The organism is Streptomyces sp. NPDC039465, assembly GCF_055639315.1.
In genome coordinates, this window is the sequence record NZ_JBVKAP010000007.1 from 194,089 (window position 1) to 220,897 (window position 26,809).

The window sequence follows — 26,809 nt, forward strand, 5'->3', positions numbered from 1 at the left end:
CCAGCACCCGTTCGGTGCCACCCCATGGTGCAACGTGGGCTTCGAAGCACGGATTCCGGGGGTGCCTCAGCCCCGGGCGGCCGGGGTCACCGACAGTGGATCGAAGCCGTACGGCAGCTCCAGGCGGTGGCGGCGCATCAGCTCGGGGTCGCTCAACACGTCCTGGGTACTCCCGTCGGCGGCGATCACGCCGTCGCTGAGGATCACCGAACGGGGGCAGAGCTCCAAGGCGTACGGCAGGTCGTGGGTGACCATCAGGACGGTGACGTCGAGCGAGCGGAGGATGTCGGCCAGTTCCCGCCGGGAGGCGGGGTCGAGGTTGGAGGAGGGCTCGTCGAGGACGAGGATCTCCGGCTCGGTGGCGAGGACGGTCGCGACGGCGACGCGGCGCCGCTGGCCGAAGGAGAGGTGGTGCGGGGGGCGGTCGGCGAACTCCGCCATGCCGACCTGCTCCAGCGCGCGGCGCACCACGGCGTCCAGGTCGGCGCCGCGCAGTCCGGCGGCGGCCGGACCGAAGGCCACGTCCTCGCGGACGGTGGGCATGAAGAGCTGGTCGTCGGGGTCCTGGAAGACGATGCCGACGCGGCGCCGGATCTCGGCGAGGTGCTGCTTGGCGACGGGCAGACCCGCGACGGTGACCGTGCCCGCGCCGCCGGTGAGGATGCCGTTGAGGTGCAGGACGAGGGTGGTCTTGCCGGCGCCGTTGGGGCCGAGCAGGGCGACCCGTTCGCCGCGGCCGACGGTGAGGTCGACGCCGAAGAGGGCCTGGTGGCCGTCGGGGTAGGCGTACGCGAGCCCGCGCACCGCCAGTGAGGCCGGCGAGTCGGGTGAGTCGGTCGTGGCGAGGGGGTCGGTCATAGGGTCCATCCCAGCAGGCAGATCGGCAGGGCAGCGGCGGGGAGGGCGGCGGCGTACGCCCACTGGGTACGGGTCGCGGACACGTCGTCGATGACCGGCATCGACCCGGTGTAGCCGCGGCTCACCATCGCCAGGTGCACCCGCTCCCCGCGTTCGTACGAGCGGATGAAGAGCGCGCCGGCGGACTTGGCAAGGACGCCCCAATGCCGTACGCCGCTCGCCTCGAAGCCCCGGGAGCGGCGGGCGATCGACATCCGCCGCATCTCGTCGGTGATCACATCGCCGTAGCGGATCATGAAGGAGGCGATCTGGACCAGCAGCGGCGGGAGCCTGAGCCGCTGGAGGCCGAGGAGCAGGGCGCGCAGCTCGGTGGTGGCGGCGAGCAGGACGGAGGCGGCGACGCCGAGGGTGCCCTTGGCGAGGACGTTCCAGGCGCCCCAGAGGCCCGGGACGCTGAGCTGGACGCCGAGGACCTCGGTCTGCTCGCCGGGCACGACGAACGGCATGAGCAGCGCGAAGGCGACGAACGGGATCTCGATCGCGAGGCGCTTGAGGAGCAGGCCGGCCGGGATGCGGGCCAGGGCCGCGACCGCGGCGAGCAGCACGGCGTACAGCGCGAAGGCCCACATCGCCTCGCGCGGTGTGGAGACCACGACCAGCACGAAGCCGAGCACGGCGACGAGCTTGCAGTGCGGAGGCAGCCGGTGCGGGAGCGAGTCGCCGTGGCGGTAGAGCTGGTGGGTGTGGCCCGCGCCCATGTCAGTCCGACGCCTGCGCGGCGGGGCGGCGGCGGACGGCCCAGAAGACGCCGCCGCCGACGAGGACGGTGGCGCCGACGCCGATCACGCCCGCGAGGCCGCCGGAGAGGCGCGGGGCCTCGATGCCCTTGACGCCGTAGTCGGCGAGCGGGGAGTCGGCGGCGGCGTGGTCCTCGACGTTCTTGTCGATGCCCTGGTCGGCGGCGACCTTCTCCAGGCCGTCGGGGCTGGCGGAGGCGTAGAAGGAGACGAAGCCGGCGAGCAGCAGGGCGGCGGCCAGGCCGCTGAGCAGCAGCTTCTTCGGGGAGCGGGCGGCGATGGGGGCCTGGGGGGCAGGGGCGGCGTCGACGAGTTCGCCGCCGACGCGCAGCTTGAGCGGGGCGCTCAGGCCACGGGCGCCGTAGACGAGGTCGGGGCGGACGGCGACGACGGCGCCGACGGTGAGCATGGTGATGACCGCCTCGCCGATGCCGATGAGGACGTGGACGCCGACCATGGCGGTGAGGACCTTGCCGACCGGGACGTGGGTGGTGCCGCCGATCGCGTAGAGCAGGGTGAAGGCGGCGGCCGAGGCCGGTACGGAGACCAGCGCGGCGGCGAAGGAGGCGGCGGTGAGGGAGCGGCGGGTGCGCGGCAGCACCTTCACCAGGCCGCGGAAGAGGGCGTACGAGACGACGACGGTGACGACGCCCATGACGGTGATGTTGACGCCGAGCGCGGTCAGGCCGCCGTCGGCGAAGAGGATGCCCTGCATGAGCAGGACGACGGAGATGCAGAGCACTCCGGTGTACGGCCCCACGAGGATGGCGGCGAGCGCGCCCCCGAGGAGGTGGCCGCTGGTGCCGGCGGCGACGGGGAAGTTCAGCATCTGCACGGCGAAGATGAACGCGGCGACGAGGCCGGCGAGCGGGGCGGTCTTTTCGTCCAGTTCCCGCCGGGCGCCCTTCAGGCCGACGGCCACGGCGCCCGCGGCGGCGACGCCTGCGGCGACGGAGACGGGGGCGTTGATGAATCCGTCGGGGACATGCATGGCGGGGTCTGCTTTCGGCCGGTTCGAGGGATGGAAGCGGAACCGTTCGATGATGCGGCCTTCTGCAAAGAGGTTGCAAGAACAAGAAGGTCACGAATAAGAGCGGGATAAGCGTGGCCAGGGGAGGCCGCGGCGCCCAGAATGTGGCACATTGGAGGGCAAATAGGACGAAAAGAGGAGTCGGCCGATGTCCGCCGCCGCCCAGAGTCCCGCTGTCGAAGACCACGCCAAGGGCCGGATCATCACCGACGCCCCCCTCTCCCGGGCCGTCCCGGTCTCCCTGCGCTACGACCCGGGCACCGATCCGGCGGCCGTACGGTTCGCCTTCCCCAGCGGAAGCGAGTGGAGCTTCCCTCGCGAGCTGCTCGAATCCGGGCTACGCGCCCCGACCCACCGCGACGACATCGACATCTGGCCGTGCGGCCGGGTGCAGACGGTGGTGGAGTTCCACACGGACGACGGGGTCGCGGTGGTGCAGTTCGACACCTCCGCGCTGGTGCGGTTCCTCAAACACACGTATGCCGTCACGGCGTCGATGACGACGCGGTGACGGCATACGGTCGTCCGCCAGATATCAGGCTTCAGATGCCCGATGACGGATGACAGACATCAGATGACAGACGTCAGGCTTTGACGAGCTCCCGGTCGTCCTCGGGCGCCGGGCCGCCGAGTTGTTCGCGCAGGCCCTCGCCCTCGACGTCCACGTTCGGCAGCGCACGGTCGAGCCAGCGCGGCAGCCACCAGGCCTTGTGGGCGAGCAGTGCCAGTACGGCCGGGACGATCGCCATGCGGACCACGAAGGCGTCGAAGAGGACGGCGACCGCGAGGCCGAAGCCGATCATCTTCACCATCTGTTCGCTGGAGCCGATGAAGCCCGCGAAGACGGCCATCATGATCACGGCCGCGGCGGTGACCACCCGGGCGCCGTGGCGGAAGCCGGTCACGATCGCCTCGCCGGGGCGCTCCCCGTGGACATACGCCTCGCGCATTCGGGTGACCAGGAAGACCTCGTAGTCCATGGCGAGACCGAAGACCACGCCCACCATGAAGATCGGCATCATCGACATGATCGGGCCGGTCTGTTCGACGCCGAAGAGGTCGCCGAGCCAGCCCCACTGGAAGACCGCGACGACCGCGCCGAGCGCGGCGACCACCGAGAGCAGGAAGCCGAGCGCTGCCTTGAGCGGGACCAGGATCGAGCGGAAGACGACCATCAGGAGCAGGAAGGCGAGTCCGACGACGAGCGCGAGGTAGGGAAGCAGCGCGTCGTTCATCTTCTGCGAGAAGTCGATGTTCATCGCCGTGGCGCCGGTGACCAGGACCTCGTCGCCGCCGGCGTCGCGGATGTCGTGGACCAGCTCTTCGGTCGCGGCCGAGGACGGGCGGTCCTTGGGGACGACCGTGATCATCGCGGTGTCGCCGGCCTTGTTGAGGGTCGGCGGGCTGACGAACACGTGGCCCTCCAGGCCCTTGATCGTCTTGGCCGTGGCGTCGGCGGCGGCCTTGTCTCCGTCGACCACGACCACCAGGGGGCCGTTCGAGCCGGGGCCGAAGCCGTCGGAGAGCAGGTCGTAGGCGCGGCGCTGGGTGGTGGAGGTGGGCTGAGAGCCGTCGTCGGGCAGGCCCATCTCCAGCGAGGCGGCGGGGACGGCGATCGCACCGAGGCCGAGCACGCCGGCGAGCAGTACGGCCACCGGGCGGCGCAGGACGAACCGGGCCCAGCGGGTCCCTATGTTGGGCTTGTCGCTGACCGCGCCGCCCTTGCGCTGCTTGCGGCCGAGGACCTTCGTCCCGGCGAAGCCGAGCAGTGCCGGTATGAGGGTGAGCGCGATGAGGACGGCGATGACGACCGTGCCGGCGGCGGCGAAGCCCATCTTGGTCAGCATCGGGATGTTGACGACGGCGAGGCCGACCAGGGCGATGACGACGGTCAGTCCGGCGAAGACGACGGCGGAGCCGGCCGTGCCGACGGCCCGTCCGGCGGCCTCCTCGCGGTCGTGGCCCTCGGCGAGCTCGGCGCGGTAGCGGGAGACGATGAACAGAGCGTAGTCGATGCCGACGGCGAGGCCGATCATCATCGCGAGGGTGGAGGTGGTCGAGCCGAGGTCGAGGACGCTCGCCAGCGCGGTGATCGTCGAGACGCCGATGCCGACGCCGATGATGGCGGTGAGCAGCGGGAGGCCGGCGGCGACCAGCGAGCCGAAGGTGATGACGAGGACGATGCCCGCGACGATCACGCCGATGATCTCGCCGGAGCCGGTTTCCGGCATGGCCTGGAGCGCGTCACCGCCGATCTCGACGGTCAGTCCCTGGCCCTGGGCGTGGTGCCCGGCCTTCTCCAGCGCCTCGCGGGTGGCGTCGGTGAGCTCCATGCCGTTGACCTTGTACGCGACGGAGACGTACGCGGTGGAGCCGTCGCGGGAGACGGCCTTGGCGGTGTACGGGTCGGTGACGGAGGCGATCTGGTCGGAGCCGGTCTTCAGCTCGGCGACGGTCTTGTCGACCTTGGCCTTGTTGGCCGCGTCGGTCATCTTCTGGCCCTGCGGGGCCTTGAAGACGATCCGGGCGGTGGCGCCGTCGGCGGCGGCCTCCGGGAAGCGCTGTTCGAGGAGGTCGAAGGCCTTCTGGGCCTCCGTGCCGGGTATGGAGAAGGAGCTGGTGGTGGCGGCGGGCGCGGTGGCGGCGCCGGTTCCGGCGAGCGCGAGCAGCGCGACCCAGAGCAGGGCGGCGAGCCGGCGGCGCCGGAAGGCCAGACGGCCGAGTTTGTAGAGGAACGTGGCCACGGGGGCGTACTCCCATTGGTGGGCGGGACAGGGCATGGGGAGCCGACCCGACGGCGTGAGCGGTGACGCGTCGGTGGTGCTGGTCGGTCGTGCTTGACCGGTGGTGCTGGTCGGTGGTGCTTTGACCGGTGGTGCTGGTCCGTGGTGCTTGACCGGTGGTGCTTTGACCGGTGGTGCTGGTCGGTCGTGTCAGACGCCGAGGGCGGGGAAGACCACGGCGTCGATGAAGTCGGAGAGGAAGGCCCGGTCGACGGAGCGTTCCTCGATCAGCGGGAGTGCGATGAACGCTCCGACGAGCATGTGGGGCACGAAGTCGAGGGCCGGACAGTCCGGGGCGATCTCCCCCCGGTCGACGGCCCGTTGCAGCAGCGCATGCAGGCCGGTGATCTCTGGGTCGATCAGGAGGTCCTTGAGCGCCCGGTGAAGCTCTGGGCTCTCGTGGACGGCGTGGGCCAGACCCCGCATGAGCGCGGCGTCCTTGGCCATCTGGTCGTCGTCGGAGTGCTGGATCATGACCGCGAAGTCACCGCGGAGGGTGCCGGTGTCGATCTCGCTCAGGGAGACGGGCTGGGTGCAGCGCAGCGCCCGGGCGACCAACTCGGGCTTGCTCCCCCACTGGCGGTAGAGGGTGGCCTTGCTGGACTTCGTACGGGCGGCGACCGCGTCCATGGTCAGGCCCTCGTAGCCGACTTCACGGAGCAGGTCGAGGACCGCCGCGTGGAGTTCGGCCTCCCGTTCGGGAGTGAGCTTGCCTGCCATGACGCGCCTCCGAAACGAAACGGTTTCGTACACCACGACGGTAACCCGGCCGACAGCGAAACGACAACGTTTCGCATGTGTTCTGAGCCACACCTTTTCCGAGCCACAAGTTGCCGACCCCCCTGCGCGCGGAAAGCATTGGGGAGTGAGTCACGACGTCGCGTATCTCCGCTTCCCGCATCTGTACGACGACTTGCTGTGCTTCGTGGCCGAGGATGACCTGTGGGTCGCGCCCCTCGTCCCCGAGGGCGACACCCCTGGCCGGGCGTGGCGGGTCACGGTCGACCGGACGCGGGTGGGCCACCCGCGGTTCTCCAACGACGGCCGGCACATCGCCTTCACCAGCTGGCGCAGCCTCGACCCCGAGATCCATCTCGCCCCGGTCGAGGGCGGCCCGGCCCGCCGGCTCAGCTACTGGGGCTCGCTGGACACCCGGGTCTGCGGCTGGTCCCCGGACGGCGACATCCTCGCCGTCTCCTCCCACGGCCAGCCCTTCTCGCACTTCTCCTGGGGGTACAAAGTCCCCACCGACGGCTCCCCCGGCAGCAGACTGCCCTGGGGGCCGGTCTCCTCGCTGGCCGCCGCCGACATCGACGGGGAGCGGCGCACGCTGCTGCTGACCGGGAAGCCGCCGCACGAACCGGCGGCCTGGAAGCGGTACCGCGGCGGGGCCATGGGGCGGCTGTGGCTGCACGGCGAGCGGCTGCTGCCCGACCTCGGCGGACACCTGGACGCGCCCATGTTCGTCGGCGACCGGATCGCGTTCCTCTCCGACCATGAGGGCGTCGGCAATCTCTACTCCTGCCGTCACGACGGCTCCGACCTGCGCCGCCACACCGACCACGCCGACTTCTACGCCCGGCATGCCGCCAGCGACGGGCGGCGGGTGGTCTACCAGTGCGCGGGCGAGCTGTGGATCGTCGACGCGCTGACCGAGGACTCGGTTCCGCGCCGGCTTGAGGTCCGGCTCGGCGGGCCGCGCGCGGGGCGGCGTACGTACCAGGTGCCGGCGGCCAACCATGTGGACGCGCTCGCGGTCGACGAGACCGGCCGGGCCAGTGCGGTGGCGGTGCGCGGCAGCCTGTACTGGCTCACCCACCGCGACGGGCCCGCCCGGACCATCACCGACACGCCGGGGGTGCGGGTGCGGCTGCCGGAGATGCTCGGCAGCGGCGGCCAGGTCGCCTATGTCACGGACGCCGACGGCGAGGACGCCGTCGAGATCGCCTCGCTGCCGCGGGCGAGCGGCGACCGTGAGACGCGGCGGCTGGCCTCCGGGAAGCTGGGCCGGGTCCAGGAGATGGTGTCGGACGCGGAGGGCGAGCGGCTGGCGCTCGCCTCGCACGACGGGCGGCTGCTGCTGCTCGACGCCACGGAGGAGTCCACCGGAGAGGTCACGGAGCTGATCCGGTCGGTCAACGGGCCGGTGCGCGATCTCGCGTTCTCCCCCGACGGGACGTGGCTGACCTGGTCGCATCCGGGTGTGGGGCGGTCGCTGCGGCAGATCAAGATGGCCCGGATCGCGGGGCCCGGCGAGCGGACGGTCGTCGATGTGACCAACGGACGCTTCGAGGACGAGAACCCGGTCTTCACCCGTGACGGCCGCTATCTCGCCTTCCTGTCCTGGCGCGGCTTCGACCCGGTGTACGACGTGCACACCGGCGACCTCTCCTTCCCGCTGGGCTGCCGCCCGTATCTCGTACCGCTCTCCTCGACGACGCCGTCGCCGTTCGCGCTGCTGCCGGACGGGCGGCCGGCGGCGGGCGGGCTCGACCCGGGCGAGGCGGACACCGGGGACGGGGCGGTGCTGGTGGAGGTGGAGGGGCTCGCGGAGCGGGTCACCCCGATCCCGGTCGCCGCGTCCAAGTACTCGGCGCTGCATCCGGTCAGCGGCGGCGGTCTTGTGTGGCTGCGCTGGCCGATCTCGGGGGCGCTCGGCGAGACGTTCGCCAACCCGGCCGACACCTCCGGCCGTCCCACCCTGGAGCACTTCACCATCTCCAAGGCCCGTAAGACCGAACTCGTCGGCCATCTCGACTGGTTCGCGGTGAGCGGTGACGGCAGCCGGCTCGTCGTGGTCGACGAGGGCGATCTGCGGGCGGTGCCGGCCACCGAGTTGGGCGACAGCGACTCGACGGTCTATCTGGACCTGCGGCGGATCCTGCACCAGGTGGACCCGGCGGCCGAGTGGCGCCAGACGTACGAGGAGGCGGGCCGGGTCATCCGGGCGTTCTTCTGGGAGCCGCACATGTGCGGGATCGACTGGCAGGGGGTGCTCGACCAGTACCGGCCGCTGGTGGAACGGGTCGCCTCGCCGGACGAGTTCGCCGATCTGCTGCGGGAGGTCCTCGGCGAGCTGGGCACCTCGCACGCCTATGTCACCGCGGGCCGGCGCAACGAAGGCCCCCCGCACTACCAGCGACCCATGGGTCTGCTGGGCGCCAACTTCGTGTGCCGTGACGGCGGCTGGATGGTCAAGCGGATCCTGCCGGGCGAGTCGTCGGACTCCAAGGCGCGCTCCCCGCTGGCCGGTACGGGCATCCGGGAAGGCGCGGTCCTCACCCATGTCGACGGCCGTCCGGTCGACCCGGTCACCGGCCCGTACCCGCTGCTCGCCGCGTCCGGCGGCACGACGGTCGAGCTGACCTTCGAGCCCGCCGAGGGCGAGGGCCGGGCCCGCCGGGTCGCGGTGGTGCCGCTGATCGACGAGCGGCCGCTGCGCTACCAGGACTGGGTGGCCAAACGCCGTCAGGTGGTCCGGGAGCTGAGCGGCGGGCGGTGCGGCTATCTGCACATCCCCGACATGGGCGGCTCGGGCTGGGCGCAGTTCAACCGCGATCTGCGCCTTGAGGTCGCCCGGCCCGCGCTGATCGTGGACGTGCGCGGCAACGCGGGCGGTCACATCAGCGAGCTGGTCGTGGAGAAGCTCACCCGCAAGATCCTCGGCTGGGACCTCACCCGGGACGCGCAGCCGGTCAGTTACGCCTCCAACGCGCCGCGCGGGCCGGTCGTCGCGCTCGCCGACGAGGCGACCTCCTCGGACGGCGACATGATCACGGCAGCGTTCCGGCTGCTGGGGCTCGGGCCTGTGGTGGGCCAGCGGACCTGGGGCGGTGTGGTCGGGATGACCGGGCGGCACCGGCTGATGGACGGCACGGTGATCACGGTGCCGATGAACGCGGCCTGGTTCGACGCGTACGGCTGGTCGGTGGAGAACCACGGTGTGGAGCCGGACCGGGAGGTGCTGCGCACGCCGCTGGACTGGGCGGAGGGGCGCCGGACCGACCTGGAGGACGCGGTGCGGCTGGCGCTCTCGCTGCTGGGCGAACAGCCGGCGGCGATGCCTCCGGGCTACGCAGGCGTGCCGGACCGGCGCCGCCCACCGCTGCCGCCCCGCGGCTGACGCGGGCTGATACGGAAAGGAGCCGCACCCGGCGCCCCGGGTGCGGCTCCCTCATCAGGCCGTACGGTCGCTCGTACCAGAGGTCAGAGCTCGTAGTTCTGGCGGAACTTGTCCTCCGCCTCCTGCTGTGCCTTGCGTGTCTCGCGGTCGTTCTCCTCGCGCTGCGTGGCCCGCTTCGACTCCTCACCCCGCGAGGCGCCCCCCGCCTTCCGCTTCGCCTGCTCCTTGAGCTGGGCCGCCTTCTCCTTGGACTGGTCTGCCATGCCCATGAACGTTCACTCCTCGTGAGCATGCGGGAAACGGGGCATGCGGCCCCCTGGGCACGACCAGCGTGGCACGGGGTCACAGGGCACGCATTTCGATCATTTCGCGGGGTGCGAGCGCTCCTGTTCGTCGGCGGCGCCACCCGCTCCGACCAGGCCCTTGGAGACGCTCGCCAGCCTCGGTTCGAACCGCTTCATCTCCCGTCGGCCGACGCTCGCGATGAGGCCGGGGAGGTGGCCGCGTACCCCCTGCATCCCGCGCAGCCACCACTGTGCGTACACATGGGCCGAGCGGCGCTCGATGCCGGCGACGATCCGGTCGACGGCTGGGCCCAGCGGGTAGGTGCGGTTGGCCGGCCAGGGCAGCCGCTGCCGCAGCTCGCGCATCACGTCGTCCTGGTCGGCGCCGCGGACCATGTCGGTGTCGGTCCAGGACAGGTAGCCGACGCCGACGCCGACCCCCTTGTAGGCGACCTCGGCGCGCAGGCTGTGCGCGAAGGCCTCGACGCCCGACTTGGAGGCGCAGTACGCGGTCATCATCGGCGCGGGGGTGATCGCGGCGAGGGAGGCGATCTGGAGGAAGTAGCCCCGGCTCTCCATCAGGACGGGCAGGAACGCCCGGCACGTGACGGCGCCGCCGATCAGATTGACCTCGATGACCCGCCGCCAGGCGACCGGGTCGGAGTCGGCGAAGGGGCCGCCGGAGGCGACGCCGGCGTTGGCGACGACGATGTCGACCTTGCCGAAGCGTTCCTTGACCTCGGCCGCGACCCGGGCCATCGCCTCGTGGTCGGTGACGTCGGCGTGCCACCAGTCGCTGTCGGTGTGCAGCCGGCCGGCCACCTGCTTGAGCTCGTCCGGCTCCAGGCCGACCAGCGCGATCTTCGCGCCGCGTGCGGAGAGCTTGCGGGCGAGCAGTTCCCCGACCCCGCGTGCCGCGCCGGTGACGACCGCCACCTGTCCATCCAGGCTCACCCTGGTCATACCGCTTCCTCCTTCGTCCGGGCCGGCCTCGCGTATGCCGTCACCAGGTCACGGATCTTGGCGGTGACGGCCTCGGGGGCCTCCACCGGGGTCATGTGTCCCGTCCCGGTCAGCTCGACGAGGCCGACGCACTGGGGGAGTTCGGCCGCGAGCGCGCGTGCGTGCACGGGCGGGGTGAGCCGGTCGGCGGTGCCGGCGATCACGGCGGCCGGCACGGTCAGTTCCCGTACGCCGGCCGCGAGGTCGAGCCCGGCGAGGACGTGGGACCAGGCGACCCGGGAGGGCCTGGGGCAGGCGTGCACGATACGGGCGCAGACCTCGACCCGATCGGGCGCGGCACCCGGTCCCATCGTGGCGTACTTGAGCACCTTCTTGGAGAGGGGGGTGACCGGCCCGAGGGGTGCCCGTGCGCCGAGGATCGCCTTGGTCAGGCGGGTCCGCAGCCGGCTCGGCCGCAGTGGTACGACGGTGGACTCGGCGACCAGGCGGCCGGAGCCGGTGCTGCACAGCAGGACGGCGACGGCGTGCTCGCGGAAGCCGGCCCGGTCCGCCGCGGCCATGATCGTCATGCCGCCCATGGAGTGGCCGGCGACGACGGCCTTCTCGCCGGGGGCGAGGCTGGCGCCGAGGACGGCTTCGAGGTCGTCGGCGAGGGCGTCGGTGCTGTAGCCGCCGGGGCCCGGCAGCGGGGAGCGGCCGTGTCCGCGCTGGTCGTAGGCGATCACGCGGTGGTCGGTGGCGAGGTCGCGGATCTGCGCGGCCCAGAACTGTATCGAGCAGGTCCAGCCGTGGGCGAGGACGACGGCCGGGGCGCCTTCGGGGCCGTACACCTCGACGTGGAGGCGTGAGCCGTCGGCGGAGACGGCGGTCAGCTCCCGGGCGGGCTGCGGGGGTGTGGCGGCGGGGCCGCCGGTGCGTCCGGTGAGACGGCTCATGCGACGGCCTCCGTGTCGCGCGGGGCGTGTTCGGCGGTGGCCGGGGCCGCCTTGGGGCGGATGATCTCGTACTCGGCGAGGTCGACCTGGCGGGTCTCGCGCCGGAACTCTCCGGTGGTGCCGGGCCACAGGGTGGTGTTGCGGCCGTTGGCGTCGAGGTACCAGCTGTCGCAGCCGCCGGACTTCCAGACGGTGCGTTCCATCCGGGACTGGACCTTGCGGTTCCAGGCGCCGACGGCGGAGGGGCGGGCGGCGAGCGCGACCCGGCCGCCGAGGACGGTCAGCTGGCGCATGTAGTCGGCGAGGTAGTTCAGCTGGGACTCGATCATGAGGATCATGGAGGAGTTCCCGAGGCCGGTGTTGGGGCCGATGATCGTCATCCAGTTGGGGAAGCCGGCGGCGGTGGCGCCGCGCAGCGACTCCATGCCGTCCTTCCAGGACTCGGCGAGCGTGAGGCCCTCGGCGCCGACGACGCGGTCGGCGATCGGCATGTCGGTGACGTGGAAGCCGGTGCCGAAGATGATCGCGTCGACCTCGGTCTCGGTGCCGTCGGCGGCCACGACCGTGGCGCCGCGGACCTCGCGGAGTCCGGAGGCGACGACGTCCACATTGGGCTGGGCGAGCGCGGGGTAGTACTCGCCGGAGAGCAGGATGCGCTTGCATCCGAAGCGGTACGACGGGGTGAGCTTGGCGCGCAGCGCGGGGTCCTTGATGGACTTGGCGAGGTTGGCCCTGGCGAGGTTCTCGATCAGGCCGAGCACGCCGGGGCGCTTGGTGAACGCGCTGACCTGCAACTCCCTGATGCCCCAGAGCAGTCCGCGGCGGGCGGTGCCGGTGAAGGGCAGGGTGCGGTGGAGCCAGCGCTCGGCGCCGGTGATGCGCCGGTCCATGCGGCGCATGACCCAGGGGGGTGTGCGCTGGAAGAGGGTGAGCCGGCCGACGGTGGGCTGGATCGCGGGCACGATCTGGATGGCGGAGGCGCCGGTGCCGATCATGGCGACGCGCTTGCCGGTGAGGTCGTAGTCGTGGTCCCAGCGGGCGGAGTGGAAGACCTTGCCGGGGAAGCCGTCGAGGCCGGGCACGTCCGGGATCTTCGGGTCGGAGAGCGGGCCGGTCGCGGAGACGACCACGTCCGCGCTGAAGGAGCCCTTCGAGGTCTCGATCTCCCAGCGCAGCGCGTCGCCGTCCCAGCGCATCATCCGCACCTCGTGGCTGAGCCGGAGGTGGGGGCGGAGCCCGAAGGTGTCCGTGACATGCTCCAGGTACGCGCGGATGTGCCGCTGGCCGGAGAAGGTGCGCGGCCAGTCGGGGTTGGGCGCGAAGGAGAAGGAGTAGAGATGCGAGGGCACGTCGCAGGCGCACCCGGGGTAGCTGTTGTCGCGCCATGTGCCGCCGACGGCGTCGGCCCGCTCCAGGACGACGAAGTCGGTGATGCCTTCGCGGCGCAGCCGGACCGCCGCGCCCAGGCCGCCGAATCCGGATCCGATCACCGCCACCCGTACGTGCTCGTGCTTCGCCATACCGCCTCCCAAAACTCCGCCAGTAATCACTGGCACGATGGGGAGAGTAGGGCACGGGTCTACCGAGCGGTAGGGGTCACGCGAGGGAAGGTTACTCGCGGTACAACATAGGCTGGCCCGTGTGGACGAAGGATCGGACGTACGCGAATATCGCATGGAGGAGCTGGCCGAGGCGGCCGGCATCACCGTGCGCACCCTGCGCTTCTACCGCGAACGCGGACTGATCCAGCCCCCGCGCCGGGAAGGCCGTATCGCTTGGTACGACTCCCACCACCTGGCCAAACTCCGCACCATCGCCGCCCTCCTGGAGCGCGGCCACACCCTCAACGGCATCGCCGACCTCAACACCGCCTTCGAGAGCGGCAAGAACGTCAGCGAGGTGCTGGGCCTGGGCGCCCCCACCGAGGAGGAGCCCGTCCGGCTCACCCCCCAGGAACTCGCCGACTACTTCGAGGGCGAGGTCACCCCCGAGAACCTCAAGTCCGCCCTCGACCTCGGCTATCTCGCCACCGACGGCGACGAGATCGTCCACATCAGCCGCCGCCTCCTCGACGTGTCGGCCGCCCTCGTCAAGGAAGGCGTTCCGCTCGCCGCCGTCCTGGCCGCCGGACGCCGGGTCCGCGAGCACGCCGACGCCCTCGCCGGGCTCTTCACCGATCTGCTGCGCACCCACGCGCAGGAGGAGGACATCGCCCGGCTGCGCCCGCTCGCCAAGAGCGTGGTGGAGGCGGAGCTGTCCATGGCCCTGGACCGCAGGCTGCGCGAGGACGCGTCGCAGCCGTCACCCTCGGCGCCGTCAAATGCCGCCGAGGCAGAGGTAATTGACCGCGCGCGCTGAGGTCTGACCGGCGTACGCCGTGGCTATAGTGCGCCCATGGACAGCGCACCGCACCGTCGCCCGCCAGGCCGCCGGATGCCGTTCTGGTCCCTCCTCGACGAAGACGCCCGCGCCACGCTGCTGCGCATCGGACGACCGGTCGGATTCCCGGCCAAGGACACCCTGATACGGCAGTACGACCTCACCGACCACCTCCTCGTCGTCCGGCGCGGCTGCGTCAAGGTCTCCGCCAACTCCGCCGCCGGCTACCAGGCCGTCCTCGCCATCCGCAACGCCGGGGACCTCCTCGGCGAACAGGCCGCCTTCGACGGCGGGCCACGCTCGGCCACCCTCACCGCGCTCACCCGCGTCGAGGCGCTGTGGCTGGCCGCGGCGCCGTTCCGCGACGCCGCCCGGGCCGCTCCCGGCATCGCGCTCGCCCTCCAGCAGGTGCTCTCCGCGCGGCTGCGCGAGGCGGACGGCCACCGCGCGGCGGCCGGGTCCGAGGCGGTGCAGGCCCGGCTCGCCGCGCTGCTGCTCGAACTCGGCGCGGAGTACGGCCGCCCCGAGGGCAACGGCTCCGTACTGATCGCCCTGCCGCTGTCCCAGGACGACTTCGCCGGACTCGTCCTCAGCTCACGCCGGACCGTCAGCCGCGTCTTCGAGCAGTGGCGCGGCCGCGGCTGGGTGACCACGGGGCGGGAGCGGCTGACCATCGACCGCCCGGACGAACTGAAACGGATCGGCACCGGCGCGGCCTGACGCCCCCTCGGAGGCGGTCGCGCACCGCGCGGCCTGACGCCACCTCGGAGCCCGGGCGTTCCGGCCTCGCGGGCGATCACCGTGCCGGAGGGCCGGACGCTGTTCGACGCGACCCTGGCGGGCCGCGGTCAGCGCGGGTGCACCTGCCGGCACCGGCCGGCGACCCAGCAGCCCCGGCCCGCAGCAGCCGGGGACGCCGCTCGCCCCGGCGAAGCCGACGTCGCGGCGGGCGCCCGGCGGCAGGCCGTTCACGCGCTGCCGCGGATCAGACCTCGCCCTCGGTCAGGGTGGTCAGTCCGTACTTCCGCGCCAGCGGATTCCAGTCGGCCACGAAGTCCTTCTTCGCGGCGGTGGCGCGGCCGCTGGCGTCGGCCGCCTCCTGCCACGGTGTGGAGGAGCGCAGCGCCTCGGCCGAGCAGCCGCTCATCATCTCCTCCGCCACCCGGGCATAGGCCCGGTCGGCGTCGGCCGAGGCCTCCCAGCCCGTGCTCAGGTTCGAGGTCGTGGACGAGGGCAGCAGCCGGAGGTCCAGCGCCGACAGATCCCGTACGAGACCGTCCCGCTCCTTCGCTGCGTCCTCGAAGACCCCCTTGGCCTCGCGGAGCCGGGAGTCGCCGGGGCAGGACGTCATCAGCCGGACCGCGTCCACCACGCTGCCGCGGTTGCCTTCGTTCCGTTTGAGCAGGCTGTCCAGCGCGCGGGCCTGGCCCTCCACGGAGGCGGGGGTGGCGCTGCCCTCGCCCCCTCCCCCGCTGCTGCCCATGCCCTCGGAGGCGCTGCGGGTGCCGAACCCGCTCTCACCGGCCACCGCGTCGCCCGCCCATTCGTAGACCTGGGGCCCGAACAGCACGGCCACCAGCACGAGCCCGAACAGCCCGGCCAGCCACCGGCCGAACCGCCCCTTGGCCGGCGCGGAGGCGGTGAACGCCGGCTGGGTGGCGACCGGGGGCGCCGGCACCGTAAGCCCCTGTGCCTGCGTGGGAGTCGGCCGCGGCCTCTGCGTCGTCTGGGTCTGCGTCTGGGCCCTGGGCCGGCGCGGGGGCGGCACCCCCACCGTCGTCGGCGCCGTGGCCGCCGCGTTCGCCAGGGCGGGCACCCACTCCTCCAGGGTCGGCCGGGCCATGGGATCGGCCCACAGGCTGCGTTCGGCCAGCGCCCCCACCGCCGCGTCCGCCTGCTTCAGCGGCGCCAGGTCCTCGCCGTGCTGTTCGCCGTGAAAGAGCCGCGCGGCGAGCAGACCGAACTTGTACGCGTCCCCGCGCGCGCTGCCCAGCCGCTCCCCCTGGCGCAGCTGCCAGCCCGGCGTCTCCACCGGCGGGAGCGCCCACCGCCCGTTCAGGAGCATGGCGTCGCAGTCGATGAGGAAGCAGGCGGGCGTGCCCTCCAGCGTGAACAGCACGTTGTTGGGTGACATGTCGCCCACCACGACCCCGAGGGAGTGCAGCCGACCAAGGATCCGGGCGAAGTCGAGCAGCAGCTCGAACCGATGCCGGTGCGAGAGCGGGATCCCGGCCGTCTTCAGATAGCCGGGGCTGTTGAGCAGGTACTGGAACCCGGCGGGCTTCTTCACCCCCGGCTCGAAGTTCAGCTCCCGGAAGAAGCCGGGCGGGATCTGCCGCATCAGGAAGCCGCTCACCCCCGCCGCGTCCTTGACCAGCGCCGCCGGCCAGGCCGAGCACTCCGCCAGCCACTGCCCGGTGCCGCGCGGCAGGTCCGGCATGAAGGCGACCATCTGGGCGAGCACGTCCGCCTTCAACTGGCCGCGGGTGGCCGGGTGGTACTCCTTGTACGCCACCGGCCACACTCCGTTGATCGTCCTGTCCTTCACCGCCCAGACCGAACCCTGCCCGCCGGAGTTGAACTTCCGCTCCTTGACGACCTTGCTGATGTCCATCGCGCCCGGCGCCGCTCCGCTCATCCCACCGCCCCACCCGTCCCCGTCGCCGTACCGGCGGGGCCGCCGCCGGCCTCCTCCAGCCGGTGGCGCGGCCAGATCGCCAGCAGTGTGCGGTCGTCGTCGAAGGTCTCCCGGGAGAAGTCGAGGAGCTGGGCGAGCGCGCGCGGCTCACGCGGCGGGCGGTTCAGCTCCAGCTTGATGGTCTGCCCGACCATGCCGGTGCCGTCGCCCAGCGGATCGCCGAAGCCGTCCGTCCCCACCAGCAGCGCCCCGTCCTCCGGGACGGTGAACAACGTGCCCTCGATCTGCGGCGGCACCCACGGCAGCGCCCGCACGGACGACGAGAAGATCCCGTCCTCCCGCTCGGTCTTGCCGCCGAGCAGCGGGTGGAAGGCGCCGCGGTGCAGCAGCCAGGCGCCGCTGTCGCCGACGTGCGCCAGATGGACCCCGAGCTGGCCTCGCTCCAGGGGCTGGACCAGGCCGGTCACCAGCGTCGTGGCCAGCAGGCTCTGCGCCTCCCTGCGCTGCTCCGCACTCGCCTCGGCGCCCCCGGTGACCCGCATGACCAGCTGGTACGCGGCCGCCGACACGGTCCGCCGCCAGTCCACCTCCGCCTTGCCACCGTCGAGCTGCCGCATCACGTCCTGCACGGCCGTACGGCAGGCCAGCGCCGCGCCCACATGGGACTGCTTCGCCTGCGAGACCCCGTCGGCGACGGCGAAGACCACCGCGCCGGTCCGCTCGTGCACCGCGACCGCGATGTCGTCCTGGCGGGGCTGGCCGCCGTAGCGGTGCGCGTCGCCGCGCACGGAGGCGAGCCGGACCGTGATCGCCGGGGTCGACCAGCCGTCGAAGAGCGTGTCGGGGCGGTACGGGTCGGACGGCGGCGGCTTCGGCTCGAACTCCGGGCTCGGCCGGCCCAGCACGATCCGCGCCCACCGGTCCGGCGAGGGCCGCCCGGCGTGCCGCGCCCCCTTCTCGCGGCGCGGCTCCGGCGGGGCCTGGGCCCCGGGGGGCCGAGAGGCCGCAGGGACCTGCGGGGACGGAGTGGAAGGTGAGGAGGGCCGGGTGGGCGCCTTCGCCTCGCGGCCGCTCTTTGGCGGCTCGTACGGCGGAGGCTCGTAGGGCGGTGGTTCATACGGCGGAGGTGGCTCGTACGGCGGCGGCTCGTAAGGCGGCGGGGGCTCGTACGGCGGTGGTTCGTACGCCGGGGGTGAGGAGGCAGCGGGCAGCGGGGGCGGCGGCTTCGGCGGGGGCACGGACGCGGGCCGGGGGCCGGAGCGGTCCTTCCGCTCCGGCTCCCGCCGCTTCCCGAACGGGAAGTTCGGCACGCTCACACCTCGTCGATCGCGAGGCGGAAGCCCTCCGGCTTCTCCACCACCAGCTCGGCGCTGCCGGACGCCATCGCGTTGCCCGACTCCACGACGCTCTTGGTGAGCGCGGTGAAGAACTGGGCGATGGACTCGCCCAGCTGCGCGCCCGGCACCGAGATGAACGCGAACTCCGCCTGGGTGGCGACGCTCAGCATCGTCTCCGCCTGGGCCTGCCCGATCCCGCAGGCGATGATGTTCGGCGCCGCCTTGGTCACCGAACGGTCGGTGAGCTCACGGTGTCGGTCCTGCCAGGCCTCCCCGAAATTGGGCTGGCCGTCGCTGAGGAAGAACACCGCGGGCCGGTGCACGCGGTAGCCCTGGCTCTTGAGGGTGTCGACGTCCTGCGGGATACGCCGCAGGAGCGCCGCGAACGCGGCCTCGTAGCTGGTCCCGCCGCTCGCGGTGAGCCGGGGCAGCTCACTCTCGGCCCGCAGATCAGCGAGTATCAGCCGCTCGGTGACGCTGTTGGCGAACCCGATCACGGAGAACCGGACCTTGGCCGCGGCCATCGGTTCGCCGAGCAGCGCCCGGTGCAGCGAGGCGAGCCCGGCGTTGAGATCGCCGACGTACGGATGCATCGAACCGGACTCGTCGGCCAGGACGTACACAGGCAGCAACTGCCCTTGCGTTTCGGCCATGTCTCTCGACTCTCTCTACTCGATCTGTACGCGATCTGTGGAACGCTCGGGTCGGGGCCGCCCCGGAGCTAGTCGACGCCGTCGACCGGGCTCAGCCCCTGCGGGCGCTGCAGGCTCAGCTCCGAGGAGCCCGCGACGGCGCTGCGGCCCAGATGGAGCACGGTGTTCTGGAGCAGCATCGAGAACTGCGCCGCCGCCTCGGCGAGGTCCGCGTGCGGATCCGCCGCGAGGGCGAACTCCGCCGGGCTGGCGATCCGCGCCACCGTGCGGCGGTCGATCCGGCCGATGCCGCAGGAGACGATGTTCGGCCGGTAGTGGTGCTGGAGCAGCCGCTGGTGGGCGGCCTGCCACTGGCCGCCGTCCTCCGGGTCGCCCGCCGTGAGCAGGAAGACGGTGGGGCGGTTCACGCGGGCCTGCTGCTTGAGCCGTTCCATCTCCAGCGGTACGAGCTCCAGGAGCCGGCGGAAGACGGGTTCGTAGCGGCAGCCGATGCCCGGCTGGAGGTCGGGGACCCCGGTCTGCCAGGACACCTGCGTCAGCGGCAGCCGGACGTCCACGGTGTCGGCGAAGGCCAGCACCGACAGCCGTACGGCCGAGGCCACATCAGGGCTGTTGGCCAGCAGCGACTGCAACGACCGCAGGGCGTCGCGCAGTTGCGGGACGCAGGGAGCCGCCGCGGGCGAGGTGTCGAGGACGACGTAGACCGGGGCGAGGCCGACGGCCGCCGGGCGGGCGTCGCGGACCGTGGGTGCCGGGTCGCCGGAGGGCTGCGTGGACGGAGCCGTGTCGGGCCGGGTCCCGCCCCATGGCACGGTCGCCGGCGGGGGCGGGGACGCGGCGCCCGGGCCGGCCGGCGAGGAGGCCGGGGCCTGCTGAGCGGGCTGGGCCACCGGCGCGGTGAGCGGCGGCGGGAGCAGCGCCGGGGCCGCGCCCGTGCCGGCGGTGAGCGCGCCGCCCAGCATGGCGTTCGCGCCGAGGACCCCGTCGCGCAGGCCGGGCAGGTCCACCTCCCGCACGATCCCCTTGTCGATCATGTAGCGGACCATCTCGACCTGGCGCTGCTCCAGGTCGAGGGCCTGCCCGCGCTGGCTCTCCTCCCAGCGCATCAGCAGGTCCATGGCCTTCTCGGTGTCGCCGGGGTGCTTGGCCAGGTGCTCCATCACGATGGAGCGGAAGTCGAGGCGTACGGCCGCGAGCGCCTCGCGCTCCTGCATCTCCCGCTGGATCCGGCCCTGCTGCTTGATGTCCTCGATGATCTGCTCGTGGCGGGTGTGGCCGACGGACGCGGTGTGCTCGATGCGGCCGAGGACGGAGTCCCGGCCCGCCTTGGTCCGGCTGCGGATGAACTCCCGTGCCGCCTCGTCCGGTTCGAGCTGGACGTCGCAGTAGTAGAGGGTGATGCCCTCGGGCAGCGCCATCGGCAGCGCCAGCGCGCCGTTGATCCTGGCCTGTGCCTCGAAGGCCTCGTCGATGTCGAACTGGGCGGCGTGCGGCCGCAGCCGCTTCACCAGCGGCGGGTAGACGGCGGTGAGCACATCGGGCAGCGCGCTGCGCACCACCGCCACCGGATCGTGGACCCTGAACCCGACGTCGATCGTCGCCTCGAAGCGGTGGGCCTGGTCCTTGCAGGTCAGCGGCGTCTTGGTGAGCTTGGCGGTACGGCGGTGGTCGCCCAGGTCGACGACGTGGCAGAGCCTGTTCTTGTTCAGCATCCGCTGGGTCATCGTGCGGTGCTTGGCCGTCTCCACCTCCCAGCCGCCGCCGTCGACGGCGTAAACGACCGCGAAGTTGGGCGGGAGGTTGGTCAGGGTGCCCAGCTGCCCGCGGGGCACGGGGCGGTTGTTGAGGATCAGCGAGAGCGTCATGTCACACCCTTTCGAGATCGAGCTGGGCATGGACGACCGCGGCGGTGAGCGGCAGCGGCGCCAGCTCCTCCGGGTCGGTCCAGTCGGCGGCGCACCGCCGCAGGATCCGGCCGGTCCTCGGGTCTCCGTAGGCGACCGCCCCGACCATCAGCTGGAACATCTCCCGCAGCGCCGGGTCCCGTTCGGCCAGCGCCGCCCAGTTGCGCAGCACCTGCTGGGCCTCGCCGCCGAAGTCGGCCTGGTTCAGCGCCTCGCGCCACAGCGCGACGAACGAGCCGCGTAACTCCTCGCGGTGGTGGGCGAGATGGAGCAGCGCGGGCCAGCTCTCCACGGTCCCGCCCGTCCCCCACTCCTCACGCTCCACCACGAGCTGCGCCGCGACGATGAGGAAGGCCAGCAGCGCCGTGGGCCGCCCCCGGTGGTCCGCGGAGCGGGCGTGGAGGGTGCGCAGGACCAGGCCCGTGCCGTCGGAGTCCCGGGCGAGGAGGTCGGTGAAGCTGCGGCCGACGGCGACGGCGACGGCCGCCCGGTCGACGACGGTGAGCCGGTCGAGCGCTGCCACCGCCCGCTCCAGGTCCTCCCCCATGCCGTGCACCCGCGCCGCGGTGGCCTGGACGTACGGCCGGCCGCGATCCGTGAACCACCCCTCCACCAGGATGTTCGTCCGCTCGGCGATCCATGGCTCGTCCGAGGCGACCTGGAGCGCGTAGGCGACGGCGTCCCGCTGGTAGGGGCTCTCGCTGCCGGCCCAGCGGTGGAAGACCCGGTCGCAGAGGTACGTGTACGACTCGGCGGCGAGCACGCCAAGGGCGGCGGCCGCGTAGACCCGGACCTCCTCGGCGGGGTCGACGACCAGCTCGGCGAGCCAGTCGAGGAGCTCGGCCTGTATCTCGTACTGCGCCCAGGCGTGCCGCAGGACCCGCGGCGGGTAGGACGGGTCCTTGTACTCCAGGGCCCGGCCCGGCTCGCCATCCTCCTTGGCGGTGTCCCGTGCGCGCAGCCGGGTCAGCTGGGTGCGGCGCGGGGCGGCGAAGGGGTCCTTGAGCCGGGGCGGCTCGCCGCCGGGCGCGGCCATCAGCACATGGGGGCGGTCGTCCTCCAGCCGTTCGCGCAGGGAGCGCGCGGCGGAGGCGATGTACTCCTGAGGCAGTCCGTTGAGCACGGCCAGCGCGAGGGCGAGGCTGCGGACGGCCGGCTCCTTGAGGCCCTCGACCCAGATGTCGAAGTCCTCGTCGTCGAGGCGGGCCCGCCGCTCCTTGATCCGCTCCGGGTCCAGCTGTCCGGTCTCGTACTCCTCGCTGATCGCGGCCGCCAGGTCGGCGGCCTGCCGGCACGCCGGGTCGCCGGAGAGGAGCTCGTCGAGCAGGTTGCCGATCTCGGCCAGGGCCAGGATCCGGTCGCGTACGGCGTCGCCGAGGCGCCAGCGCAGATGTGCGGCGACGATGCCCCGCTGGTCGGGCGGTTCGGTCACCTCGACGACGGCGGTGAGCAGTTCGCCGTCGGTCACTCCGGTCCCGGCGACGGTGATGACCAGCCAGGCCCCGGCGAGGGCGAGGGCGCCCTGCACCTTCTCGTACACCTCGCCGCGCAGGGAGGCGATGTCGGAGGGCTGGTCGAGCAGGAAGCAGACGCCGCGCTCGATGCCCTCGCCGCCGCGCTCCAGATGGTCGGCGAGCGAGGCGAAGTCGACATCGCTGTCCAGGTGGTACTTGGTCAGGGCACCCATGCCCTGGAGGAGCCGGACCGCCATGGCGGTCTTTCCGTAGCCGGGGGCGCCGCGCAGGATCAGCAGGTGGCGGCTGAACAGCGCCTCCCGGGCGTCGGCCAGGCCCGGCGGCTCCTCGTAGGCGAACCGCACCCGCTCCTCCAGGAGCGGGGAGAGGGGGCGCAGCCGCTTCTGCGTGCCGCTGATGAGCTGGATGTACTTGTTCCCGCCGACGACATCGCCCTGCACGTTGGCGAAGGCGTTGCGAAGCCGGTCGTGGCGCAGGGAGCCCTCGCCCATCTGGCCGGTGGCCTCGAAGGGCGCGGAGCCGGGGCCCGAGCGGGGCGGCTCCCCCGTGCCGCCCGCCGCCCCCGTGGCCCCCGCTCCGGCCGGCGCTCCCTGCGCCCCGTCCCCCGTGGCGGGCGGTGCGGCGCCGGGCGGCGGGGCGGGGTTGCCCCCCGCGCCGCCCGGCGTGCCCCCCGTACCGCCCGCCGGACCGGCCGCCGGTCCCCCGGTCGCGCCGGCGGCCGGCGCTCCCCCCGTGGTGGTGGTCATGGCTGCCCCGGCCGGTTGAAGTTGATGGTGTCGATCTTGTGGCCCTGGACGAGGTCGCCGTGGACCGTGCCGTTGACGATGTTGGTGACGCTGCCGGGGGCCGGAGCCGGAGGCAGTCCGGTCGTCCCGGGTGCGCCGGGCGCGGGGCCGGAGGCCGGGGGCTGCTGCTCCTCGCCGGTCAGCCCGGGCGGGGCCGGGTAGCCCGGCACGGTCACCCAACTGCTGACGGTCTCGCCGTGCTTGGTGCGAAACGCCATCGGGAGGTACGTGGCCGGGTCGATGGAGAGATGTCCGTGCCGGACGAGGCTCTGGTAGATCTGGTCGGACACGGCGAAGACCATGCGCGCGGAGGTGGCGGCGGCGAGGACGCCGCGCAGCGGGCCGGCCTCGGCGAGGGCGCAGGTGTCGTTGACCGCGCCGCCGGTCCAGCTCCGGCCGTTCCACGAGGCGAAGCCCAGGTGGGCGGCGACCCGGAACCGCATGGCGTGGGCGGCGCTGTAGATGACCGCCCGCTGCTTGAGCTCGTCGTCAAGAGCCCGGATGAAGCCGCCGACCAGATCGATCGGTGACACCGACGCCGGAAAGATCATCAGCATGCCGTCGCCGCGGTCCTCGACGGCTATGCCGTCGTCCGGCAACCCGGCCCGTTTCCGGGCCTCCTCGACGACCTCGTGCATCGCGGTGTTCAGCGAACCAAGGATCGGATCGGGGCGCGAACTGGAGTTTTCCATGTCCAGCACCACGACCCAGTACTGCTTGACGTCACCAGGCATGGGTGCCTCCCCAAGCGCTTCCTGGAGCAACTACTCGATCAGTCGCCCCAGTAGTACGGCACCAAACTCCGCTGGGTCTACGCCAATTGACACACAGCGAGAAATGGCCGAATCACCGCTGCCGAGGCCCGCTGAACGCGCCGGGGCGTGCGCCATGTGCGCCTCCGTACGCCCTCGTCATGACCGCACGGGACCTTGCGCCTGGAGCTCGTAAACGGCGGTGACGGGGGCGTGGTCGCTCCACCGCTCGGGGTGGCTGGCGGCCCGCTCGACCCAGGCCTTGACCGCGCGGGCGGCGAGGCCGGGGGTGGCGACCTGGTAGTCGATGCGCCAGCCGGTGTCGTTGTCGAAGGCGCGGCCGCGGTAGGACCACCAGGAATACGGGCCTTCCTGGTCCGGGTGGAGGGCGCGGACCACGTCGACGTAGCCGGCCTCGTCGAAGACGCGGGTCAGCCAGGCGCGCTCCTCGGGCAGGAAGCCGGAGGACTTCCTGTTGGCCCGCCAGTTCTTGAGGTCAGCCTCCTGGTGGGCGATGTTCCAGTCACCGCAGACCAGGACCTCGCGGCCGTCGGCGGCCGCGCGCTCCTTGAGCCCCTTGAGGTAGGGGAGGAACTCGTCCATGAAACGGATCTTCTCGTCCTGCCGCTCGGTGCCGACCTCCCCGGAGGGGAGGTAGAGGCTGGCGACGGTGACGCCGGGCAGGTCGGCCTCCACGTACCGGCCGCTGCCGTCGAACTCGGACGACCCGAAGCCGATCCGCACCTGGTCGGGCTCGCGCCGGGTGTAGAGGGAGACGCCCGCGCGCCCCTTGGCGGCCGCCGGGGCGTGAACGGTGAACCAGCCCTCGGGGGTGCGCACCTCCTCGGGGAGCTGCGCCGCCTCGGCCCGTACCTCCTGGAGGCACACCACGTCGGCGCCGGTCGCGGCGAGCCACTCCACGAAGCCCTTCTTGGCTGCGGCGCGGAGTCCATTTACATTCGCGGTCGTGACAGTGAGCATCCCGGCACCCTACCTCCGGGAGCAGCGGGTGCATACATGTACGATACTACGCATGGATATACGACCGATGCCCTTCGACCACCCGGACGCGGTCAAGCTCAACGACCAGGTGCAGCTCGAGTACGCCGCGCGCTACGGCGACGGGGGCGACATCACGCCACTCGACCCGGCGATGTTCGCCCCGCCGTCGGGCCTGTACCTCATGGCGTACGACGCCGAGGGCCAGGCGGTCGCCACGGGCGGCTGGCGTGTCCAGGACGAGAACGAGGAGCGTTACTCGGACGGCGACGCCGAGCTGAAGCGCATGTTCGTGGTCCCCGAGGCCCGCGGTCTCGGCCTGGCCCGCCGCATCCTGGCGGCCCTGGAGGACGACGCGCGCGCCGCGGGCCGGATCCGGATGGTGCTGGAGACGGGCGACCAGCAGCCGGAGGCGATCGCGCTGTACACCTCCAGCGGCTACGAGCCGTGCGCGAAATTCGGCCTCTACCGGGACTACTCCAACAGCCGCTGCTTCGCCAAGCCGCTGGGCTGAGCCCGCCCGGCGGGGCCTACGGCTCGGCGACGGCCGGACCTGCCGGGGACGCGGACGCGCCCTCGGCGCCGGCTTCCGATCCGCTGCCGCCGCCCGCGTCGAGGGGGCGCAGGGCCGGCAGCAGCACCACGGTGAGCGCCACCACGCCCCAGGCCACCCCGAGCAGGGCGCCGGTCTGGCACAGCCCGATCCACTCGACCAGGACGCCGGCGCCGAGGGTCCCCAGCGGAACCGCCGTCATGGAGACCGCGTTCTGCAGCCCGAGGACCCGGCCCCGGACCTGCTCCGGGATCCGCTCGCTGACCAGCGCGGGTTCGTCGCCCGGCCCGGGCAGGTCGTCGCCGAGCCGTCGTCCGACGGCCGCTCGGTGGTCCTGAACGTCGGTCTCGGCCCGGCCGGTTCGGCGACTGCGGCCACGTTCCGGCGCGCGGCGGCGGCGGCCGTACGGGCGGCGGGACCGGTCCGTACGCTCCGGCTCGATCTCGCCCTGGCGCAGAGCGGGTCGGTCCCGGCCACCGACCGGGTCCGCGCAGTGGCGGAGGGCGCGGCGCTCGCCTCGTACCGCTTCGACGCGTACCGCTCGAAGAGACCAGGCCCTCCGTCGGCCGTGGTGATCGTGGCCACCTCCGGCTCCCCGGCCGAGCCCCTGGCCCTCGCCGAGGCGCTCGCCGTCGCCGACGGCACGTGCCTGGCCCGGGATCTCGTCAACTGCCCGCCGGGGGTGCTAACCCCGACCCGGTTCGCGCAGCGGGTCGAGCGCCTCGCCCAGGCGGCCGGGCTGAGCTGCACGGTCTACGAGGGGCGTGGCCTGGCCCGGCTGGGCTCGCGGGCCCCGCGTCAACTGCTCCCCCCGCCACGGCGACACCGTCCAGGCGGCGCTCTTCCTCCAGGACTTCGCCCCGACGGCCACCGCCTGGGCGCATCTCGACATCGGCGGCCCGGCCTACAACGACGAGGGCCCGTACGACGAAGTCCCGCACGGCAGCACGGGTTTCGGCGTCCGGACGCTGCTTGAGGCGCTCCGGGGGCGGTGAGGTCAGCCGAGCGCGGCGGCGACCAGCCGTCCGACGGCCTGCGCGTCCACGTCGTCGCCGCCCGCCACGAGCCGTTCGAAGACGAGCCCGTCGACGCAGGCCAGCAGGGTCACCGTGCGTCCTTCCGGGTCCGGGGCGCCCTGCCCGGCGAGGAAGTCCCGGACGGCCGCCCGGCCGCGGTTCTCGCGGGGCGTCATGATCTCCCGCAGCTCCGGATGGTGCACGCTCTCCACCGCGCAGGCGTAGCGCGCCAGCGACCGCCGCCGCCCCTCCCCCACCAGCCGGGCGCGGCTGAAGGCGACGAGCGCCGCGGTGAGTTCGGCGGCGTCGGCGGGGGCGGGCGCCTGACTTCCGGCGGCCTCCAACTCGGCCTGGTCCCGCTCCACCAGGCGCCGTACGAGCGCGGTCAGCAGCGCGGCGCGGGTTCGGAAGTAGGCGGAGGTGGTCCCGGCGGGCATGCCCGCGGCGGCGTCGACGGCGCGGTGGGTGAGCGCCCGGATTCCGCCGTCGGCGAGGACCTCGACGGCGGCGTCGGCGAGGACGGTACGGCGATCCTTGGTCACCCC

General features: G+C 72.7%; 24 protein-coding genes and 1 pseudogene. 7 read left to right on the plus strand and 18 right to left on the minus strand.

The window, feature by feature from the left end; all coding sequences use genetic code 11:
• Nucleotides 1-66: 66 nt before the first annotated feature.
• The 3 genes from ACZ7LT_RS23660 to ACZ7LT_RS23670 are packed head-to-tail and all read right to left on the minus strand — an operon-like array spanning nt 67 to nt 2,646.
• Nucleotides 67-858 carry an energy-coupling factor ABC transporter ATP-binding protein gene (locus ACZ7LT_RS23660; RefSeq protein WP_471238072.1) on the minus strand — a complete coding sequence of 264 codons (792 nt, stop codon included), beginning with the start codon at nt 856-858 and terminating at the stop codon, nt 67-69.
• A complete protein-coding gene (gene cbiQ, locus ACZ7LT_RS23665) occupies nt 855-1,616 on the minus strand; it encodes a cobalt ECF transporter T component CbiQ (protein WP_471238073.1) in 762 nt (253 codons plus the stop codon). The genes ACZ7LT_RS23660 and cbiQ overlap by 4 nt, the downstream gene beginning before the upstream one ends.
• A gap of 1 nt (nt 1,617) precedes the next feature.
• On the minus strand, nt 1,618-2,646 hold the full coding sequence (locus ACZ7LT_RS23670) for an energy-coupling factor ABC transporter permease (protein WP_471238074.1): 1,029 nt from the start codon (nt 2,644-2,646) through the stop codon (nt 1,618-1,620).
• Nucleotides 2,647-2,833: 187 nt separating this feature from the next.
• On the opposite strand from ACZ7LT_RS23670, the gene ACZ7LT_RS23675 reads away from it, so the two are divergent.
• Nucleotides 2,834-3,196, plus strand: a complete 363-nt coding sequence (locus tag ACZ7LT_RS23675) for an SsgA family sporulation/cell division regulator (protein WP_471238075.1) — start codon at nt 2,834-2,836, stop codon at nt 3,194-3,196.
• A 73-nt stretch (nt 3,197-3,269) separates the two neighbouring features.
• Here ACZ7LT_RS23675 and ACZ7LT_RS23680 read toward each other — a convergent pair whose 3' ends face one another.
• Together ACZ7LT_RS23680 and ACZ7LT_RS23685 are read right to left on the minus strand one after the other, a co-directional pair.
• On the minus strand, nt 3,270-5,429 hold the full coding sequence (locus tag ACZ7LT_RS23680) for an MMPL family transporter (protein WP_471238076.1): 2,160 nt from the start codon (nt 5,427-5,429) through the stop codon (nt 3,270-3,272).
• Nucleotides 5,430-5,618: 189 nt separating this feature from the next.
• The gene (locus ACZ7LT_RS23685; protein WP_471238077.1) at nt 5,619-6,188 is read right to left on the minus strand and encodes a TetR/AcrR family transcriptional regulator; all 570 of its coding nucleotides are present in this window, start codon (nt 6,186-6,188) and stop codon (nt 5,619-5,621) included.
• Nucleotides 6,189-6,333: 145 nt separating this feature from the next.
• Here ACZ7LT_RS23685 and ACZ7LT_RS23690 point away from each other — a divergent pair, with 145 nt between their 5' ends.
• Complete coding sequence (locus tag ACZ7LT_RS23690) at nt 6,334-9,591, plus strand: S41 family peptidase (RefSeq protein ID WP_471238078.1); 3,258 nt, start codon at nt 6,334-6,336, stop codon at nt 9,589-9,591.
• A gap of 83 nt (nt 9,592-9,674) precedes the next feature.
• Here the strand turns inward: ACZ7LT_RS23690 and ACZ7LT_RS23695 are convergent, their stop codons facing one another.
• From ACZ7LT_RS23695 to ACZ7LT_RS23710, 4 genes are all read right to left on the minus strand, one after another.
• A complete protein-coding gene (locus ACZ7LT_RS23695) occupies nt 9,675-9,854 on the minus strand; it encodes a hypothetical protein (RefSeq protein ID WP_471238079.1) in 180 nt (59 codons plus the stop codon).
• Between the two features lie 99 nt (nt 9,855-9,953).
• Complete coding sequence (locus ACZ7LT_RS23700; RefSeq protein ID WP_471238080.1) at nt 9,954-10,838, minus strand: SDR family oxidoreductase; 885 nt, start codon at nt 10,836-10,838, stop codon at nt 9,954-9,956.
• Nucleotides 10,835-11,773, minus strand: coding sequence for an alpha/beta fold hydrolase (locus ACZ7LT_RS23705; protein ID WP_471238081.1), 939 nt, complete (start codon nt 11,771-11,773; stop codon nt 10,835-10,837). Before ACZ7LT_RS23705 ends, ACZ7LT_RS23700 begins: the two co-directional genes overlap by 4 nt.
• Nucleotides 11,770-13,293, minus strand: coding sequence for a flavin-containing monooxygenase (locus ACZ7LT_RS23710; protein WP_471238083.1), 1,524 nt, complete (start codon nt 13,291-13,293; stop codon nt 11,770-11,772). The genes ACZ7LT_RS23705 and ACZ7LT_RS23710 overlap by 4 nt, the downstream gene beginning before the upstream one ends.
• A 154-nt stretch (nt 13,294-13,447) precedes the next feature.
• On the opposite strand from ACZ7LT_RS23710, the gene ACZ7LT_RS23715 reads away from it, so the two are divergent.
• Nucleotides 13,448-14,131, plus strand: a complete 684-nt coding sequence (locus ACZ7LT_RS23715) for a MerR family transcriptional regulator (RefSeq protein WP_471238354.1) — start codon at nt 13,448-13,450, stop codon at nt 14,129-14,131.
• 36 nt (nt 14,132-14,167) lie between these two features.
• Nucleotides 14,168-14,872: a Crp/Fnr family transcriptional regulator gene (locus tag ACZ7LT_RS23720; RefSeq protein WP_471238085.1), complete on the plus strand. Its 705-nt coding sequence runs from the start codon at nt 14,168-14,170 to the stop codon at nt 14,870-14,872.
• A gap of 265 nt (nt 14,873-15,137) precedes the next feature.
• On the opposite strand, the gene ACZ7LT_RS23725 is transcribed toward ACZ7LT_RS23720, so the two are convergent.
• From ACZ7LT_RS23725 to ACZ7LT_RS23755, 7 genes are all read right to left on the minus strand, one after another.
• Entirely contained in the window at nt 15,138-16,790 is a 1,653-nt protein-coding gene (locus ACZ7LT_RS23725) for a serine/threonine-protein kinase (protein WP_471238087.1), read from the minus strand.
• On the minus strand, nt 16,787-18,100 hold the full coding sequence (locus ACZ7LT_RS23730; RefSeq protein ID WP_471238088.1) for a protein phosphatase 2C domain-containing protein: 1,314 nt from the start codon (nt 18,098-18,100) through the stop codon (nt 16,787-16,789). The genes ACZ7LT_RS23725 and ACZ7LT_RS23730 overlap by 4 nt, the downstream gene beginning before the upstream one ends.
• A 2-nt stretch (nt 18,101-18,102) precedes the next feature.
• Nucleotides 18,103-18,780, minus strand: coding sequence for a vWA domain-containing protein (locus ACZ7LT_RS23735; protein ID WP_471238089.1), 678 nt, complete (start codon nt 18,778-18,780; stop codon nt 18,103-18,105).
• Between the two features lie 68 nt (nt 18,781-18,848).
• Nucleotides 18,849-20,645, minus strand: coding sequence for a vWA domain-containing protein (locus ACZ7LT_RS23740; protein ID WP_471238090.1), 1,797 nt, complete (start codon nt 20,643-20,645; stop codon nt 18,849-18,851).
• 1 nt (nt 20,646) lies between these two features.
• Entirely contained in the window at nt 20,647-22,905 is a 2,259-nt protein-coding gene (locus ACZ7LT_RS23745; RefSeq protein ID WP_471238091.1) for a hypothetical protein, read from the minus strand.
• Entirely contained in the window at nt 22,902-23,678 is a 777-nt protein-coding gene (locus ACZ7LT_RS23750) for a hypothetical protein (RefSeq protein ID WP_471238092.1), read from the minus strand. The genes ACZ7LT_RS23745 and ACZ7LT_RS23750 overlap by 4 nt, the downstream gene beginning before the upstream one ends.
• Before the next feature lie 177 nt (nt 23,679-23,855).
• Nucleotides 23,856-24,677: an exodeoxyribonuclease III gene (locus ACZ7LT_RS23755; protein WP_471238093.1), complete on the minus strand. Its 822-nt coding sequence runs from the start codon at nt 24,675-24,677 to the stop codon at nt 23,856-23,858.
• 52 nt (nt 24,678-24,729) lie between these two features.
• On the opposite strand from ACZ7LT_RS23755, the gene ACZ7LT_RS23760 reads away from it, so the two are divergent.
• Nucleotides 24,730-25,209, plus strand: a complete 480-nt coding sequence (locus tag ACZ7LT_RS23760) for a GNAT family N-acetyltransferase (protein WP_471238094.1) — start codon at nt 24,730-24,732, stop codon at nt 25,207-25,209.
• 16 nt (nt 25,210-25,225) lie between these two features.
• Here the strand turns inward: ACZ7LT_RS23760 and ACZ7LT_RS23765 are convergent, their stop codons facing one another.
• A complete protein-coding gene (locus ACZ7LT_RS23765) occupies nt 25,226-25,450 on the minus strand; it encodes a hypothetical protein (protein WP_471238095.1) in 225 nt (74 codons plus the stop codon).
• 39 nt (nt 25,451-25,489) lie between these two features.
• On the opposite strand from ACZ7LT_RS23765, the pseudogene ACZ7LT_RS23770 reads away from it, so the two are divergent.
• Nucleotides 25,490-25,735, plus strand: a pseudogene (locus ACZ7LT_RS23770) (M17 family peptidase N-terminal domain-containing protein); the annotation flags it as partial.
• Between the two features lie 277 nt (nt 25,736-26,012).
• Nucleotides 26,013-26,243, plus strand: a complete 231-nt coding sequence (locus ACZ7LT_RS23775; protein WP_471238096.1) for a hypothetical protein — start codon at nt 26,013-26,015, stop codon at nt 26,241-26,243.
• Nucleotides 26,244-26,245: 2 nt separating this feature from the next.
• Here ACZ7LT_RS23775 and ACZ7LT_RS23780 read toward each other — a convergent pair whose 3' ends face one another.
• On the minus strand, nt 26,246-26,806 hold the full coding sequence (locus ACZ7LT_RS23780; RefSeq protein WP_471238097.1) for a TetR/AcrR family transcriptional regulator: 561 nt from the start codon (nt 26,804-26,806) through the stop codon (nt 26,246-26,248).
• Between the last annotated feature and the right edge of the window lie 3 nt (nt 26,807-26,809).